Consider the following 18790-nt stretch of genomic DNA (forward strand, 5'->3'; position numbering starts at 1 on the left):
ATGTTGCTCGCCACGTTGATCCATCGCGCCAGCCTGCCCTGCCCACAAGTGGGGCCCGACCAGGCGGTACGGTTACTTGAGCAGCATTACGGCCTCACGGGCACCTTACGGTCCCTGGGCAGCCAGCAAGACCTCAACTACAGGGTCGACAGCGACGGTGGCCGGTTTGTGCTGAAAATCTGCCTGGGCGACTACGCCGCTATTGAACTGCACGCCCAGCACGCCGCGCTCCGCACGTTGCAGACACAGGACAGGTTGCGCGTCCCACGGGTGATCAAGGCCCTGACCGGTGAAGACCTGCTGACCGTGACCGTCGACGGGCAAACCCTGCACCTGCGGCTGTTGGATTACATCGACGGCCAACCCTTGACCCACCTGCCTCACGTGGGCCGCGAGGTCATCGCAGGTTTCGGTGAATTGTGCGGGCGGATGAGCCAGGCGCTGGCCGATTTCGCTCACCCAGGCCTGGAACGGACCCTGCAATGGGATCCGCGCCACGCTCAGGAACTGATCAGCCACCTGCTGGCGACCCTGCCAGACCTGCCCCACCGTGCCGCATTGGAGCAAGTGGCCGAGCAAGTTGGTACGGGCATTCGGCCCCTGGCGGATCACTTGCCGTGGCAAGCGGTACACATGGACATCACCGATGACAATGTGGTCTGGCAGCGCGATGCCCTGCGCCATTGGCAAGTCCAGGGGGTGATCGATTTCGGCGATCTGGCGCATACCTGGCGCATCGCCGACCTGTCGGTGACCTGTGCCGCGCTGTTGCACCATGCCGAGGGTGATCCCTTTGCCATCTTGCCGGCAGTCCAGGCTTGTCACGCCGTTACGCCTTTGCAGCGCGCAGAATTACAGGCGCTGTGGCCGCTGATCGTCGCCCGTGCGGCGGTGCTGGTACTCAGCAGCGAACAGCAGCAACGCCTTGATCCCGATAACGACTACCTGTTGAAAAACGCCGAGCATGAGTGGGAAATTTTCCACGTTGCGACGTCGGTGCCGTTTGAATTGATGGAGGCGGCGATCCTGTGCAGTGTCGGGCAGACGCTGCCGCCGATCGCTAGCGAGGGGTTTGCGCCGCTCTTGCCGGGGCTGGTGGGGCGTGAGTTCGCGCTGATCGACCTGGGGGTGCTCAGCCCGCACTTTGAGGCGGGCAATTGGGAACAACCTGGGATTGACCGGCGGTTACTGGACGAGGCTGCGGCGGTTCACGGGTTGGCGGCCAGTCGCTACGGCCAATACCGTTTGTCGCGCACGAACCCAGACAGCGCCACGGAACCGCAGACGCTCCCGCTGCATGTCGAGTTGCACCTGCCCCACGGCACAGCGGTGGAAGCGCCCTTCGCCGGGGTGCTGCACGTCGGCGCCGATGGCCTGTTGTGGGTGCAGAATGGCCCGTTGAGCCTGCGGTTGTGGGGCGTAAAAACCCTGTTGAAAGCGGGTTCGACGGTGGTGGAAGGGCAAATGCTGGGCGAGGTCCACGCCCCCCTGACCGTGCAATGGTGCCGCGCCGATCTTGAACCGCCGTTGTTCTGCACGCCGAGCCGAGCATTGGCGTGGCAAGCGCTATGCCCGTCACCCTCGACGCTGCTAGGGCTGGCCTGCGATGCCGAACCAGAGCTCGACCCTGAAGCCCTGCTGGCGCGCCGCGACGCCAGCTTCGCGCGCTCGCAGAAGCACTATTACGTCGACCCGCCGCGCATCGAACGGGGCTGGCGCAACCACCTGATCGACATGCAGGGCCGCTCCTATCTGGACATGCTCAACAACGTGGCCGTGCTCGGCCATGGTCACCCCCGCATGGCGGCGGTGGCAGCGCGGCAGTGGTCGCTGCTCAACACCAACTCGCGTTTTCACTATGCGGCGATTGCCGAATTCTCCGAGCGTTTGCTGGCGCTGGCGCCGGACGGCATGGATCGGGTCTTCCTGGTCAACAGCGGCACCGAAGCCAATGACCTGGCGATCCGCCTGGCCTGGGCCTACAGCGGTGGGCGCGACATGCTCAGTGTGCTGGAGGCCTACCACGGTTGGTCGGTGGCGGCGGACGCGGTGTCCACGTCGATTGCCGACAACCCCAAGGCCCTGAGCAGTCGTCCGGAGTGGGTGCATCCGGTGACCGCGCCCAATACCTATCGCGGCGAGTTCCGCGGGCAGGACAGCGCGCCGGATTACGTGCGAAGTGTGGAGCACAACCTGGCGAAAATCGCCGCAAGCAAACGTCAATTGGCCGGCTTCATCTGTGAGCCGGTGTATGGCAATGCCGGGGGTATCTCCCTGCCGCCGGGCTATTTGCAGCAGGTGTATGCGTTGGTGCGCGCCCAGGGCGGTGTGTGCATCGCCGATGAAGTGCAGGTGGGTTATGGCCGCATGGGGCATTTCTTCTGGGGCTTTGAAGAGCAGGGCGTGGTGCCCGATATCATCACCATGGCCAAGGGCATGGGCAACGGTCAGCCGTTGGGGGCGGTGATCACCCGTCGGGAGATTGCCGAGGCGCTGGAGGCCGAGGGGTATTTCTTCTCGTCATCGGGGGGCAGCCCGGTCAGTTGCCGGATCGGCATGGCGGTGCTGGATGTGATGGAGGAAGAAAAGCTCTGGGAAAACGCCCAAGTGGTCGGTGCGCATTTCAAGGCGCGCCTGGAAGCCCTGATCGACCGTCATCCGTTGGTCGGCGCCGTTCACGGCTCCGGTTTCTATCTGGGCTTGGAGCTGGTGCGCGACCGGCATACCCTGGAACCCGCCACCGAAGAGACCACACTGCTGTGCGACCGCTTGCGTGAGCTGGGGATTTTCATGCAACCGACCGGCGACTACCTGAACATTCTCAAGATCAAGCCGCCGATGGTTACTTCCAAACGCAGTGTGGATTTCTTTGTCGACATGCTGTCGAAGGTGTTGGATGAACAGCCGTAAATAATCGATTGTTATCGGTTATTTGCTGTCATATTTATCGACTATGTTCTTTTGATGCTGTTAAGGCCGATTTTTATCCGCTATAAAGTCGGCTTTCACCCTTTCGGAGCCCTGATTGCCATGACCACCCTGCACAGCACACCTCGCGCCGATGGCTTTCATATGCCCGCCGAATGGGCGCCACAGACCCAGGCCTGGATGATCTGGCCCGAGCGCCCGGACAACTGGCGCCTGGGTGGCAAGCCGGCGCAGGCCGCGCACGTGGCAGTGGCCAAGGCCATCGCGCGTTTTGAGCCGGTCACTGTCGCGGTTTCCGCCGGCCAATACGAAAACGCCCGCGCCCGTTTGGATGTGCCCAATATCCGGGTGGTGGAAATGTCCAGCGACGACGCTTGGGTGCGTGACACCGGCCCGACCTTCGTGATCAACAACAGTGGCGAAGTGCGCGGCGTGAACTGGGATTTCAACGCCTGGGGCGGTTTTGACGGTGGCCTGTATGCGCCGTGGAACCGTGACGCGCAGGTCGGCGGCAAGATTCTCGGGATCGAGCGCGCGCCGCGCTACGGCACCGAAGGGTTTGTGCTGGAAGGCGGTTCGATTCATGTCGACGGCGAAGGCACCCTGATCACCACAGAAGAATGCCTGCTCAACCGCAATCGCAACCCGCATCTCGACCGCGAAGCCATCGAGGCGGTGCTGAGCGCCAACTTGGCTGTGGATAAGATCATCTGGTTGCCGGACGGTCTGTTCAACGACGAAACCGATGGCCATGTGGATAACTTCTGCTGCTATGTGCGCCCAGGCGAAGTTTTACTGGCCTGGACCGACGACCCGCAAGACCCGAACTACTCCCGCTGCCACGCGGCCATGGACGTGCTGCTAAGCAGCACTGATGCCCAGGGACGCTCGTTCACAGTGCATAAAATGCCGATTCCGGGGCCGCTCTATGCCACCGAGGAAGAGTGCGCGGGTGTGGACCCGGTGGACGGCAGCCAGGAGCGCAATCCTTGCGTGCGTCTGGCCGGTTCCTACGTCAACTTCCTGATCGTCAACGGTGGCATCATCGCGCCGAGCTTCGACGACCCACTGGACAGCCAGGCCCTGGAAATCCTGCAGAACCTGTTCCCGCAGCACGAAGTGGTGATGGTGCCGGGCCGCGAACTGTTACTGGGTGGGGGTAATATCCATTGCCTGACCCAACAACAGCCTGCCCCGCAGAAAAATTGAGTGCAGTTGTAACAACGCCGGAACAGCGAGCGGGCGCCAGCCGTTTTTAGCGTTCACAACAAGCCCGCGGCCCCGTAAGGCCGTGGGCTTTTTTGTGTCCGATTGCCTATAAACACGGCACATTGGCATAGCTCTTGTATTGGCATTGTCACAGTAGCTCACGGTGATGACTGCGCAGTTCTGTCATAAACCTTGAGTAAGTTAGCCGCTCACGCAGTAGGAGAGAGCGCTGAAATGAATGCCAATATCGACGTGATGCACGCGCGCACGTTCCACCCCGTGCGGGTCAACAGTGACGAAATTCATGCGCTGGCGCTCTGGTTGAAGACACACGGCTCACGGCAGATCAGGCAGCAGCCAGATTTACGCAGCGTGATGAATGAGCGCTACCCGGCTGGTTTTTTCAGCGAGGATGAAATGCATGCATTGTGTGAATTGATGCACAACTAGGAACGCGCCTATCAAAATGTGCGAGTGAGCTTGCTCGCCATTGCGGTGTGCCCTCCACTGAATAAGTGGCTGACCGACACCGACCGCGCGCAAGCGCCCAATTCAATTTGCACGCGTTATGTCTTCCCAAACGTCTGACTTGAAAAATACGTTACTAAATACGTATTTTTTCTGTATGGATGAGATTTCCAGGCGATGGCTAAAGCGCTGTAGGCCGTGGCTTAGAATTTTTTTGCCTAAATACAGACGATTCGCGAAATTGACACATAGTTCAGCGCGAGACTAGCATTGCGTCCAACGCCTGTGGCTAACAGCCATGACTCAACCAATAAAAAAAGGCCCGCGGCAGTTAAGTCGTCCGCGGGCTTTCTTTTTTTCGGAAAAAGTCGACACCAAAACAGCAAAAAGGAGCTTGGTGTCGTAGCGCGTATTCAATCAGTAATAAGGAATAAAAAAAATGTTGAAACAACGGATGAGTCTGATCGCTCTGGGGATTTTGAGCGCATCGACAGCAATGGCAAACGACCAGGAACAATCCAAGGGTTTCGTTGAAGACAGCCATCTGAACATCGCAGCACGTAACGCCTACATCAGCCGTGACTACAAGAACGGCAAGCAAGACAAAGCCGAATGGGGCCAGGGCTTCATCGGCAAGTTTGAGTCCGGCTTCACCCAAGGCACCGTCGGTGTGGGTGTGGACGTGATTGGCCAGTACGCCATTCGCCTGGACGGCGGTAAAGGCCGCAGCGGCGCGGGCGGTATCGACTTCTTCAAGCAAGGCGACAGCGGCTCAGCCGCCAACGACCTGGCCAAAGGCGGCGCGGCGGTGAAGTTCCGCCTTTCCAACACTGTGCTCAAGTACGGTGACCAGTTCCCGAACGTGCCCGTGCTGGCTTACGACAACTCTCGTCTGTTGTCGGAAACCTACACCGGTACCTCGATCGTTTCCAAAGAGATCGAAGGTCTGCAACTGGATGGCGGTCACTTCACCAAAGAAGCGCGTAAGAGCGCCGAAGGTACCGACAGTGGCCGTCTGAAAAGCATCGATTACATCGGCGGTAGCTACAAATTCACCGAAAGCCTGTCGGCAGCGCTGTACGCCTCCGACATGCAGGACGTGCTGAAGAAGCAATACGTCAACGTCAACTACGTGTTGGCCCTGCCAGAAAAGCAGTCGCTGACGTTTGACTTCAACGGCTACAAAACCAAGCTGGATCGCAGCTTCGCCCTGGAGAACCAAGGTGATGCGGACGCCCGCGACAACAAAATCTGGAGCCTGGGCGCCACGTGGGCTGTCGGCCCGCACAGCTTCACCGTCGCTCACCAGCGCAGCACCGGCGACACCGGCTACCTGTACGGCGGATACCACAACGCTGGCGGCATCGGCGACGGTGGCAACACCATCCTGCTGGCCAACTCCTACTGGTCCGACTTCAACGGCAAGGACGAGCGTTCGTGGCAAGCGGCCTACGGCATCGACTTCGCTACCTTCGGTGTGCCTGGCTTGACCTACAACGTGGCTTACGTTCGCGGTACCAACATCGACGACGGCAGCGGCCGTGGCGATGGCACCGAGCGTGAAATCTGGAACCAGTTCAAGTACATCGTTCAGAGCGGCCCGGTCAAAGACCTGAGCCTGCGTGCTCGTGCCTCGTGGTTGCGCGTTTCCAACAACGCCAGTGATTACAACGTAGGCGGCAACGAATACCGTCTGTTCGTCGACTACCCGATCAACGTTTTCTAATTGATCCGGCGTCGCGCCTGATTGCAGGCGATAGAAAACCCCGACTGGTTCGGGGTTTTTTTATGTCGGTGGGTCAGTCCTGCCAGTTTTGCAGAATCTTGCGTGCGAGGGATGCTTTGACGTAGTCAGTCATCAGCATCAGGCCTTCATAGGGCTCGATCTTCTTGTTGTCGATGCACAGTTGCGCCATCTGCAACAGCACCTGGCGTTTCTTGCGGTTGACCCGCGCACCGGGCACGCCGAATGCGGTTTTGCGCAGTTCGGGCAGCGGGGCTTCGGGTGTGAGTTCGATGGTCACCCAGATACCTTGGAGAAACTGCAACGTGACACTGGCGATGTGTTCGATGGGCAGCGGTTGCGCCAGATTGGCGAACACGAAATGTTCCGGCGTCAGGCGCAACGCGGTCTGCGGCGCACGTTTGAATCGGCGGATACCCAGCCACAGAAATATCAGCGCAATACTGGCAATTCCCGCCCCGGCACCCACGGCCGACAGCGCTGTGCCTTTCAAGCGTTCGGGGGCAAGCCAGGGCTCGCTCATCATCGCCAGCCCCAGCAACACAAACGGCACCGCCAGCACCGCCATCAACACGGCACGCCGACGACCGCCTTCGTGCAGGGCATGTTCGCCTTGTGCCGAGGCAGCCAGGGTTTCCAACAGATGAGTCTGGGCTGTGTGTTCGCCGGCCGCTTCGGCGAACAGGTCGCGGGACAGTTGCTCACGCAGTGAGTGCGCCGCGCTGAAAAGGGCATCGATTTGCAGGCTTGCAGCCTGTGCGTCCACTGCACGGGTGGCGCTGTGCATAGCGTCGGCCCAGGGCACGCGCAGTGCGTGCAGGCGCTCGCCGTTGGAGGGGTGGGAGTCGGTCGGGTGGGGTTGATGCGTTTCCAGTGCTTCGTCGGGTGCCTGCAATTCTTGGCCGTGCAATGCGGCGAGGGCGGCGTTCAGCACATCGCCCTCAACGGGGGTGTCGCAATGGGCCAGTAGCACGTCTTCCACAGGCGTCTGCAACACCGATATCCGCAGCAGCGCCGAGGCCGCTGCTGCATTGCCTGCCAAGCAGCCACCGGCGGCATCCGCCAGCAACTCTCGCTCACGGCTCCAGCGGTTCACCGCATGATCGAAGTGTTGCATGAAAAACACCCCGAACAGGAACGACGGGCGCATCAACCAAGCCTGGATCAAATCGCTGTCCATCATGGTCTGCTCCAGCGTTTCCAGGCTGCGGCTGACGCCATCGTAGATCGGCACAAAGCGCAGGCTGTACTCGGTGTCTTCCCCGACAAAATGCGCCAGTTCATGGCCGATCACCGCGTCGACTTCTTCGCGGCTCAGTAACCCCAGGTACAGCAGCGGCACGTGCAGGGTGCGCCCGCGCAGCGGCGTTTCCGCAGGCCGCACCGTGGCGGGGCTGGAGGTCACGTAAAAGCCCAGGGCGAGGCTGACCACAATATGATCCGGCGGCAACGCGCTCAGTTTGTCGGCCAACTTGCGCACCTGGCGCCATAACCCGGGCGCCTGTTCAGCCGTCACCACCCGTCCGAACATCTCGAGCGGCGTGGGCTCGAACATCACCAGCATGTGCCGCAGTTGTTTGAGCAGCAGCCAGATCGAATACAGGCAGAATGCCGCGATTACCCCCAGCCACCCCATCAGCTTGACTTCGCCCTTGCCCAACTGGCCGATATGCCACAGCGCCAGGCCCTCATAACTCAACGCCAAGGCGACCGTTGCCGCCATCGCCACCACATGGCTCACCAGCACATAGGGCAATAACCGGCTGCCCAGGGAAAACACCTGCAGCAACTGTTCTCGCGACTGCTGTGCACGTCGCCCCGCCCATTGCGTACCGGCCAGCGCGGCCATGCCGATCAGCGCGGCAAGCAGCCCCAGGCCAATGACCCAGGCTGCCAGCGCGTGCAGGATGCGATTTATATGGCGAGCGGTAGGCAGCTCGGCCTCCATTCGCGCCAGTCGGGAGAGAAACTGCTCAGGGCTGAGGCCGTCACTGCCCACAGTAATGGGGACCGTCGGATTTTCCTCCAGCCACGTCTTCAGGACGGGCTTCATCACGTTGACATAGGCCTGGGCTTGGTCGGGAACCCGTGCGCCCTCGGTGGCGCGCTGCAATTCCCATGTTCCAACGCCGGCCAGCAGCAAGGGAGAAATGATCAGGAGGAAAATCAGTTTTATGGCGTTCATGGGAGTCCGTTCGCAACGCAGAATGCGAACGTTTATACCGAAGAACCGGTGGGGTGGGCGAGAGGAACGGTCTTCCCGGGCGCTAGGAAAAAGCGCCGCGGGAAGGAGGCGGGCTCCGTAGGCCTAATCGTCAACCTCAGGCTTTGGCCGGCGCGAGCTTCTTGCAGTTTGCCTTGCGGGTCGGGTATTGCTCGCACTTGCGCAGCACGGTTTGCACCTGCTGCGCGTTCCGCAATTGCTGATTGGCCAGCAACTTCTCGGTGATGAACAGTTCTTCCGAGCCCAGGTTGCGTTCGGCCTTGTCGATCATCGCCAGCGCCGATTCCCCGTCGCCGCGCTTGAGGTGGTAGCTGATCATCAGGTCATAGGTCGACGGGCCTGCCAGGCTCCAGTCCTTGATGGCCTGCAACTCTTTCAAGGCTTCGCCGTTCTTGCCCTGGGCCAGGCGCACGGTGTACGCGGTGCGACGAATGCCTGGCTGATCCTTGACCGGCGAGGCCAAGGCTTTGCGGATAAACCCATCGGCCTCGGGCAGCTTGTTTTTCTCCAGGGCGTCGTTGGCGAAGTAGGCATCCTTGTAGCCCTGCATGGCCTTGGCCACTTGCGGCGTACCTTTTATCTTCGTCCAGCTCTCGGGGTTGATGCGTGCACGGCGCTCCTGGCGGTATTCGCGCTGCAGGTACTGGCGCAACTCGGTGTCGCGATCCATCGCCGACATGTGGGAGCGATTGAAATACTGGGTGGTCGCGGAGATGCCGGTGGTCAGCCCGTCTTTGACCAGCACGTCCAACTCCTGGGTGAAGCGGTTGAGATTGAACTGCTGCAGCGAATCCTGCATGGCGTTCTTGCGTGCGGTCAGGAAGCCGCTGAGCAACGGTTTCTGTTTGCCCTGGAAGTCGTTGAGGCGTTCCAGGCTATGGGTAGCGGCGCGCGGTGCGTAACCGGCGCGGATCATCAGGTCGGTGCCGAGCAGGTCGGCCTGGTCTTCCTGGGTGCGGCCCCACGCGGTGCTCCATACATGGTCGGAAAACGTGTTGGCCAACGTGGTGTAGAGCACGGTGTTGCCGATGGTTTTCTGGGTGCCGGCGGGGTCTTTGCTGAACAGCTTCATCGTCCCGGAACTGCGGTCCACGCCGGTATCGGCGGCCATAGTGGCCAAGGCAACGGTGGACGCCACGGTGGTGAACATCTCTTTCTGCTGCTGGAAGGCCGCCATGCGGTCGTGGTGGTGCAGCAGAACGTGGCTCATTTCGTGGCCGAGCATCGCGGCGATTTCGTCTTCGCTGCCGACGTTATCCAGCATGCCCAGCGGCACGAACACATTGCCGTAAGGGTCTGCCGAGGGCCCGAAGCTGTAGCTGTCGGTGATCTTCACCTGCAAGACCGGCAACTCACCCGGCCAGCCCTTGGACAGGCGCGTGACAATCCCCTGCAGGTACACCTGCAGCATCGGGATATCCACCAGGTTCTGCTGGCGTGCTTCGGCCGCCGGTACCGCGCGCCCGTCATAGCTCAAGCGCTGCTGGCTCTGGCGTTGCGGGTCGAGCTTGTAGTACTGGCGCACGTCGGTGTTATCCACGTAGTGGCCCTGGACCCTGGATTGGGTCGAGGGGCCCACCAGGTTCAGGAACGCCTGGTCGGCGCCTTTCAATGTCGCGCAACCACTGAGTACCGTGCTGGCCAGCACGCTGGCTGCCAATAGAGATCCCTTCACCGCACCGCTCCTTTTATTGATTGCAGCCCGCACCAAAACCGATGGTGGAGTTGTTGCGGCTGTCTTTGGTCTGGCTTTTGGTCAGGCCCTGGCAGGGCAGGTCGACCACATTGAGCGGCGGCTCGATGCGCAGGTCCATGGTGTCCAGCCAAACCTTCTGGCCCGCCAGCTCAACCTGCACCAGATCCAGCGCCTTGTTGTACTGCAACACGGGGACGGGTTGGGTCGGCGTGTCTTTTTTCGGCAGCTCGCGCTGTTGTTTACCCTGTTCATCCAGCACCGCCACCGGGTCGGCCAGGAACGCCTTGATGCTGTGGGTTTCCGCCCAGGCACCCTGAGTGAAGAGCGCAACGAGCACGACGATCAGACTTCTGTTCATCCTTGGATTCCTTGAGTCAAATGACAAAGCGGCGCACTCAGCGATCACGATCGAAAAAGGCTTCGATCCGTTCGCTGAACAACACCAACGACAGCAACACAATGCCCAACACGTTCACCGGCGTGATGTGGCTGAGGCTCAGCAGCACACTGACCCCGGCAAGCGCGGACATCACCAACAGCCATGACGGGCACGGCGAAGAAAAAAACCAGATTTCCTGGCGCCGCCACCGGCTCCAGGTGCGCAGGCTCGCCAGCCGCCGCGCATGCAGCGCCTTGAGCACGGCGATCAACGCCAGCAGGCCCAGTTCCAGCAGGTCCAGCCAATTAAACGGCAGGCCAGGAAAGTTGGCGGGCTCATGGTCATAGTCCATGCCCACATTGATCAGGTTGTCGAGGGCCATGGCATGCAGATAAACGCCCGGTAACTGGCCGTGTACTGGCGACTCCACCAGATCACCCGTCGAGGTGATATTGGCCCCGACCAGTACCAGGCGGTCGCGCAGCAACTCGGCGACCAGGGCTTGGTCGTCCGGGTCGCTGACTTCCAGGTCGCTGGCCGCTAACGTCAGCGTATAAGGGCAGCGTGCCTGCTCCGAGTCATCGAGTTTCCAGAACACCGCCTGGAACAACTGCGCCACCCCATCCAGCAAAAAATGCCGCGCCGGCGCGCAGTGGCGCACATCGGCGATCCGCGCCTGCTCCGGCGCCAACTTCAGCCCCCATTGCACCGCGATTGGTTGCCGGCCTGCGGCGGTTTGAGCATCCACCGGCGGCGACGGGCAGGCCTGTGTCTCACAGAATGCGCGGTACAGCGCCAAGGCCGGGGTTTCCATCAGGCCTATCGGCGTATTCACCGCCAACGGGTACTTGTCGTCCACCCCCGCCCACGCCACCAGGCCCGGGCGACTGACCTCGACAAACGGCGCCAGCGTATTGGCCTGGCCCGCCTCGCCACGCCCCACCCCGGTATTGGCCAGCCACAACGGAATGCCCTGACGCTGATAGCGCTCGAACACATTCGCCAGTAACTGACTGCCCCGTGCAGGATCGCCGAAAGAATGGTCGTGGCTGTAGAGCAAATCGACGAACACCGCCTTGGGTTTGAACGCCAGCAAGCGCTTGAACAACTTGCTCTGCTCGCCATAGGGCATCGGCCAGGAGGTGGCGTTGCGCATCAGGTACGCATCATCGATCAACACCACCGCCACCCGCTGCTGGCCGTCATTGGCGTAGTGGCTGGCGAACATACGGTTGAGCCACTGCGCCGACGCCTTGTCGCTGGAACTGGCCAGGCCGAAAGGATCGAGGATCGCCAGCAGCACGATGAGGACCGCCAGCCAATAGCGGCGGTGTTTGAACAGCGGAGGGGTCGACAACATCCATGTCTCGATAAAAAGCACAAGCAAGGCAGGGGTTTTAACGTGGCGGGGAGGGGGTGTCAATCGGGAAAGTGGCGAAGTGCCATATTTCTGCGTGTGGGTTGTCTGCCTAGTCTGAAACGCCTTGTTAGCCTTAGTGGCGCGACAACAGAATCCGGAGCGATTCAAATCGCTGCCGCTTTAAAGCCAGAGTGTCAGCCTCTAAATTTAGAGGACCCAGGGCTATCGATGGCTGGCAAGGGAAGCATTGCTTACACATGTTCAGATCGCCAACGAGCGACTCACCAGCATGAGTGCCAACAACAAGATACGAAAACCCCGCACAGGGCGGGGTTCGGGGGCTACGTGATCAGTATCGCCGCTAAGGTTTCACGCGCGTTTGAGCTGGGGCTGTTCTTGCAGACGATCCCAACCCAGGCAGGCCAAGGCCAATGTGCGGGGCACCGCTTCGCGGCCGTTGCTGTAGCGGGTGATGCTCCGCGTGCCGACACCCAATGCCTCGGCGGCTTGCGACAGGTTGAGCCCGGTACGCGCACGCCAACCGATGAAGATGCGCGTGTTTTCATCCGGCGCTGCCTGAGCCAAGGCGTCCAGGTACAGCGTGTCGGCGCCGATTTGAATGTCCAGTTCGGGCCATTCCACCGTCCATCCGTCATCGCCCACGGTCGCGCCTTTGAACGCTTTGGCCGCTTGCAGCGGTTTGAGCCCTGGGTAGGTGGCCACGTCGCGGGTCATATCCAGCAGAAACTGTTGGCCGTCGATAAATGTCAGCTCCAGCACATGGCCGGGACGCGCCTGCACAGCCCGCAGGCGGGGGCGTTTCATGGATGCCATTTATGCCATTCCTCCAGTAATTCGTCTTTGTGCAAACGCACCCAGGCCAAAGCCTCTTTCAGCACCACCGTCGGCGCTCGGCCCAACATCGCCTCACATGTTTCAAGGCTTATCAAGACATCGACGCCGCCGCCCGTCAAGTGTACGTGGGGCGGTAGGTGGTCTTTTTCCCGCAGCTCTATGCGGTACTTTTCGCGAAATCGGTGTTTGGTAGACATGCCCGAATCGTATCGCCAATTTGGCGATACATCAAGTTGTCGGAGGCGGTCATGAGCGCAGCGGCCACGTGGAGTTGAGGGGGTATCTCGACGGTCTGAGAGACGCTCAGGCTTATTTGTCGCCGCCTGGAGGCGCCTCAGTTACGGAGATCTTTGAGCCAAGGTTTTTAAAGTGCTCCGTCAATATTCACGAGCACTACACCGAGTGTTCAGGCAAACGTTACGCGACTCGGTGGGCTAACGCCTCATGAAGCGAAGCAGATTGTTCGTTTTTATCAATTGACTGACAGCGTTAGGTTGGATGTCACCGCTGGTGGTTTGCTTTTCAACGGGACGGCGGACTCAGACAGTTTCCGTGAGGCAGCAGATCTATTGGAGGCGGCTATGAAAATTGGCTGTGAATTGACATCGGAGCGTAATAAAAAGAAGTGGGGTGCGCGGAAAACTGCAGGTTAGTTGTTTGAGTGTGGACGTTTTGTGGACGTTTTCACTAAATTCACCCTACACGTTTCTGAAGTTTCCCAACCTCCAGAAACCACAAAGCCCCGCATTGCGGGGCTTCGAGATATGGTGCCGGCACCAGGAGTCGAACCCGGGACCTACTGATTACAAGTCAGTTGCTCTACCAACTGAGCTATACCGGCGTGTTAGGGCGACGATTATAGCGATTGAAAAAGTTCTGTAAACCCCTGAAATCTGACTATTTTTGCGAAAACCCAAGTTTTCGCCCTTCGCCCTGCATTTATCCGCTTCTCCAGCAACAAATTACCCCAATCAGCGCTCGTGCATGGCCTCTGCACGGGATTTGATGATCGGTTTGAGCAGGTAGCTCAAGATGCTCTTCTTGCCGGTGATGATGTCTACGGAGGCCACCATGCCGGGGATGATCAGCAGGGGTTTTTCGTCGGTGCCCAGGTGGCTGCGGTCGGTGCGCAGTTTGATGAGGTAGAAAGTGTTCTTCTTCTCTTCATCCATCACGGTGTCGGCGCCGATCTGTTCGAGTTTGCCTTTTAGGCCGCCGTAGATGGTGTAGTCGTAGGCGGTGAATTTGATCATCGCTTCCTGGCCGGGGTGGAGGAAGGCGATGTCTTGCGGGCGGATTTTGGCTTCTACCAGCAAGGTGTCGTCCAGCGGTACGACTTCGGCGATATCGCTGCCGGGCTGGATCACGCCACCCACGGTGTTGACCAGCATTTGCTTGACGATGCCGCGCACGGGCGAGGTGACCATGGTGCGGCTGACGCGGTCTTCCAGGCCTTTGGATGTGGCCTGGGCCTTGCTCAGGTTGGTGCGCGCTTCATTCAGTTGACCCAGGGCTTCGCTGCGGAATTTGCCGCGGGTCTCGTCGATTTTGCGTTGCACTTCGTTGATGGCGGCCTGGGCGCGAGGGATGGCCAGGGTGGTGCCGTCGAGCATGCCGCGGGTTTCCACTTCGGAGCGCTTGAGACGCAGCACTTCTACCGGCGAGATCGCGCCCTGTTGTACCAGTGGCTCGGACATGCTGATCTCCTGGCGCAGCAGGCTCAGGCTGTTGCGGTATTGCTCCTGTTTGGACGCAAATTCACGCTGTTCCTGCTGGCGTTGCAGCAGTTGCTGTTGCAGCCCGCCGATTTCGTCCGACAGTTGCTGGCGCCTGCTCAGGTACAGCGACTCTTCGTTCGAGGCCTGATTGGGCACCGCTTTGCGCGCGTCTTCGGTGATATTCAGGGGGCGATTTTCGATTTCTGCGCTGAGGCGCTCCACACGCAGCTCCATGGCCACGCGGTCGGCTTCGGTTTCGCCGACGTTGGAGGCAAAGCGTGTGTCGTCCAAGCGTACCAGTGGCGCACCGGCGTCGACGATTTGCCCTTCATGCACGTAGATCTGAGCGACGATGCCGCCTTCCAGGTTTTGGATCTTCTGGATGCGCGAGGAGGGGATCGCCTTGCCTTCGCCTTTGGTCACTTCATCGATGATCGCAAAGTGTGCCCACAGCAGCAGGAACACAAAGAAGCCGATCACGCCCCAAATGGTCAGGCGCACGATGCGCGGGGCGTCGTCGACCAGGGCTTTTTCGACTTCGGGCAAGGGTTGGTCTTCGAGCGAGTCGGTGCCCCTGAAATAGCCGAAGATGACGTCTTTCAAACGGCGTGGGCCGGAATTAAGCGACACTGATTTGCCCCTTTTTCAGTGCTTCCATAACGGCCGCTTTTGGACCGTCTGCGAGTATCTGGCCACGGTCGATCACCAGCAGGCGATCCACCAGGCTCAGCAGTGAGGCGCGGTGCGTAACCAGAATCACCGTCTTGTTTTCGATGACCGACTGCAAGCGCTGTTTCAAGCGCTCTTCGCCAGTGTTGTCCATGGCGCTGGTCGGTTCGTCCAGCAGCAGGATCGGTGGGTTCAACAGCAACGCACGGGCGAGGGCGACGTTTTGTCGCTGGCCGCCGGAGAGGTTTTGCCCGCGTTCGCCCACTTGCAGTTCGTAACCTTGCGGATGCAGCCTGGCAAATTCATGCACGCCGGCAAGTTCTGCGGCTTGCAGCACCATTTCATCATCCACGTAGCGCGCGCCCGAGACGAGGTTGTCGCGCAAGGTGCCGGCCAGCAGTTGGATGTCCTGGGCCACATAGCCGATGTTATGGCGCAATTCGCTGACATCGATCTGGCGAATGTCCACGCCATCGACCAGCAATGAGCCCGAATCCGGCTGGTAAAGACCGACCAGCAGTTTGGCCAGCGAGCTTTTACCCGAGCCGCTGCGCCCGATGATGCCGATTTTCTCGCCCGGCTTTACATTCAGGTTGATGCCGCGCAGTGCCAGGGTCTGTTGGTTCGGGTAGGTGAAGTCGACTTCGCGGAACGTCATCGCGCCTTGCAGTGCCTTGCGGCTGAGCGGGCGTTCGTCGTAGTTGCGTTCTTGCGGCAACTCCATCATCTGGTCGACCGAGACCATCGTCACCTTGGCTTGCTGGTAACGCGTCAGCAGGCCCGACAGTTGGGCCAGCGGGCCCAGTGCGCGGCCGCTGAGCATGTAGCAGGCGACGAGGCCGCCCATGCTGAGGACGCCATCAATGATCTGGTACACGCCGAAAATGATCATCGCCACGCCGGCCACTTGCTGGATCAGCAAGGTGATGTTCATGGCCAGGCCGGACAACACCTTGACCCGCAGTTCCAGGCGGCTGAGGGTGCCAATAGTATGTTCCCATTGATACTGGCGTTCGCTTTCTGCGTTATTGACCTTGACCGCATCGAGCCCGGCGAGGGTTTCGATCAGGCTCGACTGGCGCTCGGCGCCTAGGGCCATGGTGCGCTCCAGTGTCGCAGTCAGCGGTTTTTGCAGCATGTGGCCGATACCCAGGGCCAGCGGGAAGGCGATGATCGGAATCCACACCAGGTGGCCGCCGAGCATGGCGATCACCACCAGGATGATCAGCGTAAAGGGCAGGTCGATCAGGCTCGCGAGGGTCAGCGAGGTGAGGAAGTCGCGCATCCCCTGGAATTCATGGATGTTCTGCGCAAAGCTGCCGACCCGTGCCGGGCGTACTTTCATCGCCATGCCCACGATGCGCTCGAACAGCGTCGCGGAAATGATCAGGTCGGTTTTTTTGCCCGCCAGGTCCAGGCATAAACTGCGCAGGCTCTTGAGCAGCAGGTCGAACAGGTAGGCGCCGCAGATACCAATAGCCAGCACCCACAGGGTCGAGGTGGCTTGGTTAGGGACTACGCGGTCGTACACGTTCATCACAAACAGCGGTGCGGCCAGGGCGATCAGGTTGATCACCAGGCTCGCGGCGATCGCGTCGGCGTAGAGCCAGCGCGAGCGCTTGAGGGTGTCTCGAAACCACGAGCGTGCGCGCGGGATCAGCGTGCCGCTGGTGATGTCAAATTTATGCTGCGGTTGGGCGAAAAATACCCGACCGCTGTAATCTTGACTCAATACTTCACGGGCGACGTGTACTTCGCCGCCGTCGCTTTCGCTGAGCAGCAGGCGCGCCGTGTCACCGTCCCATCCCAACAGCACCGCGCTGCGCCCTCCCTTGAGCAGTAGCATGGCGGGCAGCGCGATGGACGGAATCTGTTCCAGCTTGCGTTGCAGCAACCGGCCCTGCAAACCCGCCCGAGCGGCTGCACGCGGCAGCAACTCGGCGCTCAGACGCTGGGCCGCCAGTGGCAGCCCAGTGGTCAGCATCGCGCGGCTGGCGGGTTTGTAATGCAGTGAACAGAGTGTCAACAACCCATCCAGCAGGGGGTCGTCATGCTGACTGCGCGGGTCATGGTTGAGTTGCGCCACACCTATTTCAGAATCCAAGCTGACTCTCTCTTACTGCTGAGTGGTCCAACGCCGTCAAGAATCAGTTCATCCCTGGCAGGTTTACCGACGGTTTAATATCGTTCTGCACAACCGATGCCATCGGCGCTACCACGCCCTGACTTCTCAGCAGTTGGCCCATGTCGGCCTTGATTCGATACTGCGTATATAGCTGCAGGTTTTTGATCTGCGCCAGGCGCTGCTGAGCGGTGAACAGTTCATTCTCGCTGTCGAGCAAGTCGAGCAGTGTACGCTCACCGAGGCTGAACTGCTGTTGATACGAGGTACGTACTCGCGTGCTGCGGTCCACGTATTCCTGCGCGATCGGTACTTGCTGGGTGGCGTTATTGTAGGCGTTCCACGCCAGGCCCAGTTCTTCGTTCAACTGACGCAGGGCGTTGTTGCGGATATCCAGCGCCTGGGTGGCCTGGGAGGCCTTGGATTGCAGGTTGGCCTTGTCGCTGCCGCCGTTGAACAGGTTGAACTGCATGTTCAACATGGCGGAATAGCTGTTGTCATGGCCTGGGTCGCCGGCGATGTTGTCGTTGGCCGAACGTTGCAGCACGGCATCAAAGCGCGGGTAGAAGGTCGCCTTGGCGGATTCGTACTGCTTTTCAGCGGCGGTGATATCCGACTCGGCAGAGCGCAATGCCGGGTTGTCCGCAATCATCTGGCGGCGTGCTTCATCCAGGCTGGCCGGCAGCAAGGTCACGATACCCAGTGGCTTTTCGAGTTGGTCGGGGTCTTGGCCGACCACGCTCATATAGTTGGTATTGGCGTCGGCCAGGTTGGTCTGTTCGGTGATCAGGTTGTTTCGAGCTTGAGCCAGGCGGGCTTCGGCCTGGTCCATGTCCGCCATTCTTCCGACGCCACGGCTGGTGCGCAATTTGATCTGGTCAAAAATACGTTCGTGGCTTTTCAGGTTTTCTTCTGCCAGTTGCACCATCTCGCGACGGGTCAAGACATCCAGATAAACCTGGGCGACCGTCAGGGCGGTGCGCTCGGTCGTGTTGAGCAGCGCATAGCCACGGGAATTGGCGGTGGCTTGTTGGCGGCCGATTTCATTTTGGGTGCCAAAACCTTGGAACAGGTTTTGCTGCAGACGAATGGTCGACTCGCCGCGGTTCAAGGTTTTCCAATCGTGGCTGTTGCTGGCCGCGCGGGTAGTGGTGTTGTCCGAGCTTTCACGGCCATAACCGCCCAGCAAGTCGACTTTAGGCAGGTAGCCGCCTTTGGCTGCGTCGACTTGGTAGTCAGCAGCAATGCGTGCATTGACACCCGATTGGATCTCCGGGTGAACTTCCACCGCTTTCTGCATGGCCTCCGGCAGGGTTTGAGCCTGTACGAAACTGGCGGCTAGAGCAAAAGGCAAAGCTTTGAATAAGTGCAAACGCATTGTGATTCTTCCCTGGGGATTGGTTGCCTGAAAAACCGCA

General features: G+C 60.1%; 13 protein-coding genes and 1 tRNA gene. 4 read left to right on the forward strand and 10 right to left on the reverse strand.

Annotation, left to right across the window (positions count from 1 at the left end):
* From P3S72_RS02225 to P3S72_RS02240, 4 genes are all read left to right on the forward strand, one after another.
* Window positions 1-2910, forward strand: coding sequence for an aminotransferase (locus P3S72_RS02225; protein ID WP_276195842.1), 2910 nt, complete (start codon window positions 1-3; stop codon window positions 2908-2910).
* A 120-nt stretch (window positions 2911-3030) separates the two neighbouring features.
* Window positions 3031-4137 carry an agmatine deiminase gene (aguA, locus tag P3S72_RS02230; RefSeq protein ID WP_276195843.1) on the forward strand — a complete coding sequence of 369 codons (1107 nt, stop codon included), beginning with the start codon at window positions 3031-3033 and terminating at the stop codon, window positions 4135-4137.
* Between the two features lie 234 nt (window positions 4138-4371).
* Window positions 4372-4587, forward strand: coding sequence for a hypothetical protein (locus P3S72_RS02235; protein WP_247400211.1), 216 nt, complete (start codon window positions 4372-4374; stop codon window positions 4585-4587).
* 457 nt (window positions 4588-5044) lie between these two features.
* Window positions 5045-6331, forward strand: coding sequence for an OprD family porin (locus P3S72_RS02240; protein ID WP_276195844.1), 1287 nt, complete (start codon window positions 5045-5047; stop codon window positions 6329-6331).
* Window positions 6332-6404: 73 nt separating this feature from the next.
* Here the strand turns inward: P3S72_RS02240 and P3S72_RS02245 are convergent, their stop codons facing one another.
* The 10 genes from P3S72_RS02245 to P3S72_RS02290 all read right to left on the reverse strand — a co-directional run bounded on the left by P3S72_RS02245 (window position 6405) and on the right by P3S72_RS02290 (window position 18750).
* Window positions 6405-8534: a M48 family metallopeptidase gene (locus tag P3S72_RS02245; protein ID WP_276195845.1), complete on the reverse strand. Its 2130-nt coding sequence runs from the start codon at window positions 8532-8534 to the stop codon at window positions 6405-6407.
* A 136-nt stretch (window positions 8535-8670) separates the two neighbouring features.
* Window positions 8671-10248, reverse strand: coding sequence for a M48 family metallopeptidase (locus P3S72_RS02250; RefSeq protein ID WP_276195846.1), 1578 nt, complete (start codon window positions 10246-10248; stop codon window positions 8671-8673).
* A gap of 13 nt (window positions 10249-10261) precedes the next feature.
* Window positions 10262-10627 carry a hypothetical protein gene (locus tag P3S72_RS02255; RefSeq protein WP_276195847.1) on the reverse strand — a complete coding sequence of 122 codons (366 nt, stop codon included), beginning with the start codon at window positions 10625-10627 and terminating at the stop codon, window positions 10262-10264.
* 37 nt (window positions 10628-10664) lie between these two features.
* On the reverse strand, window positions 10665-12008 hold the full coding sequence (locus P3S72_RS02260; RefSeq protein ID WP_276195848.1) for a CHASE2 domain-containing protein: 1344 nt from the start codon (window positions 12006-12008) through the stop codon (window positions 10665-10667).
* A gap of 369 nt (window positions 12009-12377) precedes the next feature.
* On the reverse strand, window positions 12378-12842 hold the full coding sequence (locus P3S72_RS02265) for a DUF2442 domain-containing protein (protein ID WP_276195849.1): 465 nt from the start codon (window positions 12840-12842) through the stop codon (window positions 12378-12380).
* Window positions 12830-13060, reverse strand: coding sequence for a DUF4160 domain-containing protein (locus P3S72_RS02270; protein ID WP_276195850.1), 231 nt, complete (start codon window positions 13058-13060; stop codon window positions 12830-12832). Before P3S72_RS02270 ends, P3S72_RS02265 begins: the two co-directional genes overlap by 13 nt.
* Before the next feature lie 568 nt (window positions 13061-13628).
* Window positions 13629-13704: transfer RNA gene (locus tag P3S72_RS02275), tRNA-Thr, on the reverse strand.
* Window positions 13705-13834: 130 nt separating this feature from the next.
* On the reverse strand, window positions 13835-15211 hold the full coding sequence (locus tag P3S72_RS02280; protein ID WP_276195851.1) for an HlyD family type I secretion periplasmic adaptor subunit: 1377 nt from the start codon (window positions 15209-15211) through the stop codon (window positions 13835-13837).
* Window positions 15201-17354 (reverse strand): type I secretion system permease/ATPase, encoded by a 2154-nt coding sequence (locus tag P3S72_RS02285; RefSeq protein ID WP_276195852.1) that lies wholly within the window; start codon window positions 17352-17354, stop codon window positions 15201-15203. Before P3S72_RS02285 ends, P3S72_RS02280 begins: the two co-directional genes overlap by 11 nt.
* A 43-nt stretch (window positions 17355-17397) precedes the next feature.
* Window positions 17398-18750: a TolC family outer membrane protein gene (locus tag P3S72_RS02290; protein WP_276195853.1), complete on the reverse strand. Its 1353-nt coding sequence runs from the start codon at window positions 18748-18750 to the stop codon at window positions 17398-17400.
* Window positions 18751-18790 lie beyond the last annotated feature (40 nt).

The sequence above is a fragment of the Pseudomonas sp. D3 genome, assembly GCF_029320995.1.
Taxonomy (GTDB): Bacteria; Pseudomonadota; Gammaproteobacteria; order Pseudomonadales; family Pseudomonadaceae; genus Aquipseudomonas; species Aquipseudomonas paraveronii.

Excerpts from the sequence above, each read along its gene's own strand:
- P3S72_RS02225 (WP_276195842.1), top strand. The coding sequence starts at position 1 with ATGTTGCTCGCCACGTTGATCCATCGCGCCAGCCTGCCCTGCCCACAA.
- aguA (WP_276195843.1), top strand. The coding sequence starts at position 3,031 with ATGACCACCCTGCACAGCACACCTCGCGCCGATGGCTTTCATATGCCC.
- P3S72_RS02235 (WP_247400211.1), top strand. The coding sequence starts at position 4,372 with ATGAATGCCAATATCGACGTGATGCACGCGCGCACGTTCCACCCCGTG.
- P3S72_RS02240 (WP_276195844.1), top strand. The coding sequence starts at position 5,045 with ATGTTGAAACAACGGATGAGTCTGATCGCTCTGGGGATTTTGAGCGCA.
- P3S72_RS02245 (WP_276195845.1), bottom strand. The coding sequence starts at position 8,534 with ATGAACGCCATAAAACTGATTTTCCTCCTGATCATTTCTCCCTTGCTG.
- P3S72_RS02255 (WP_276195847.1), bottom strand. The coding sequence starts at position 10,627 with ATGAACAGAAGTCTGATCGTCGTGCTCGTTGCGCTCTTCACTCAGGGT.
- P3S72_RS02260 (WP_276195848.1), bottom strand. The coding sequence starts at position 12,008 with ATGTTGTCGACCCCTCCGCTGTTCAAACACCGCCGCTATTGGCTGGCG.
- P3S72_RS02265 (WP_276195849.1), bottom strand. The coding sequence starts at position 12,842 with ATGGCATCCATGAAACGCCCCCGCCTGCGGGCTGTGCAGGCGCGTCCC.
- P3S72_RS02270 (WP_276195850.1), bottom strand. The coding sequence starts at position 13,060 with ATGTCTACCAAACACCGATTTCGCGAAAAGTACCGCATAGAGCTGCGG.
- P3S72_RS02290 (WP_276195853.1), bottom strand. The coding sequence starts at position 18,750 with ATGCGTTTGCACTTATTCAAAGCTTTGCCTTTTGCTCTAGCCGCCAGT.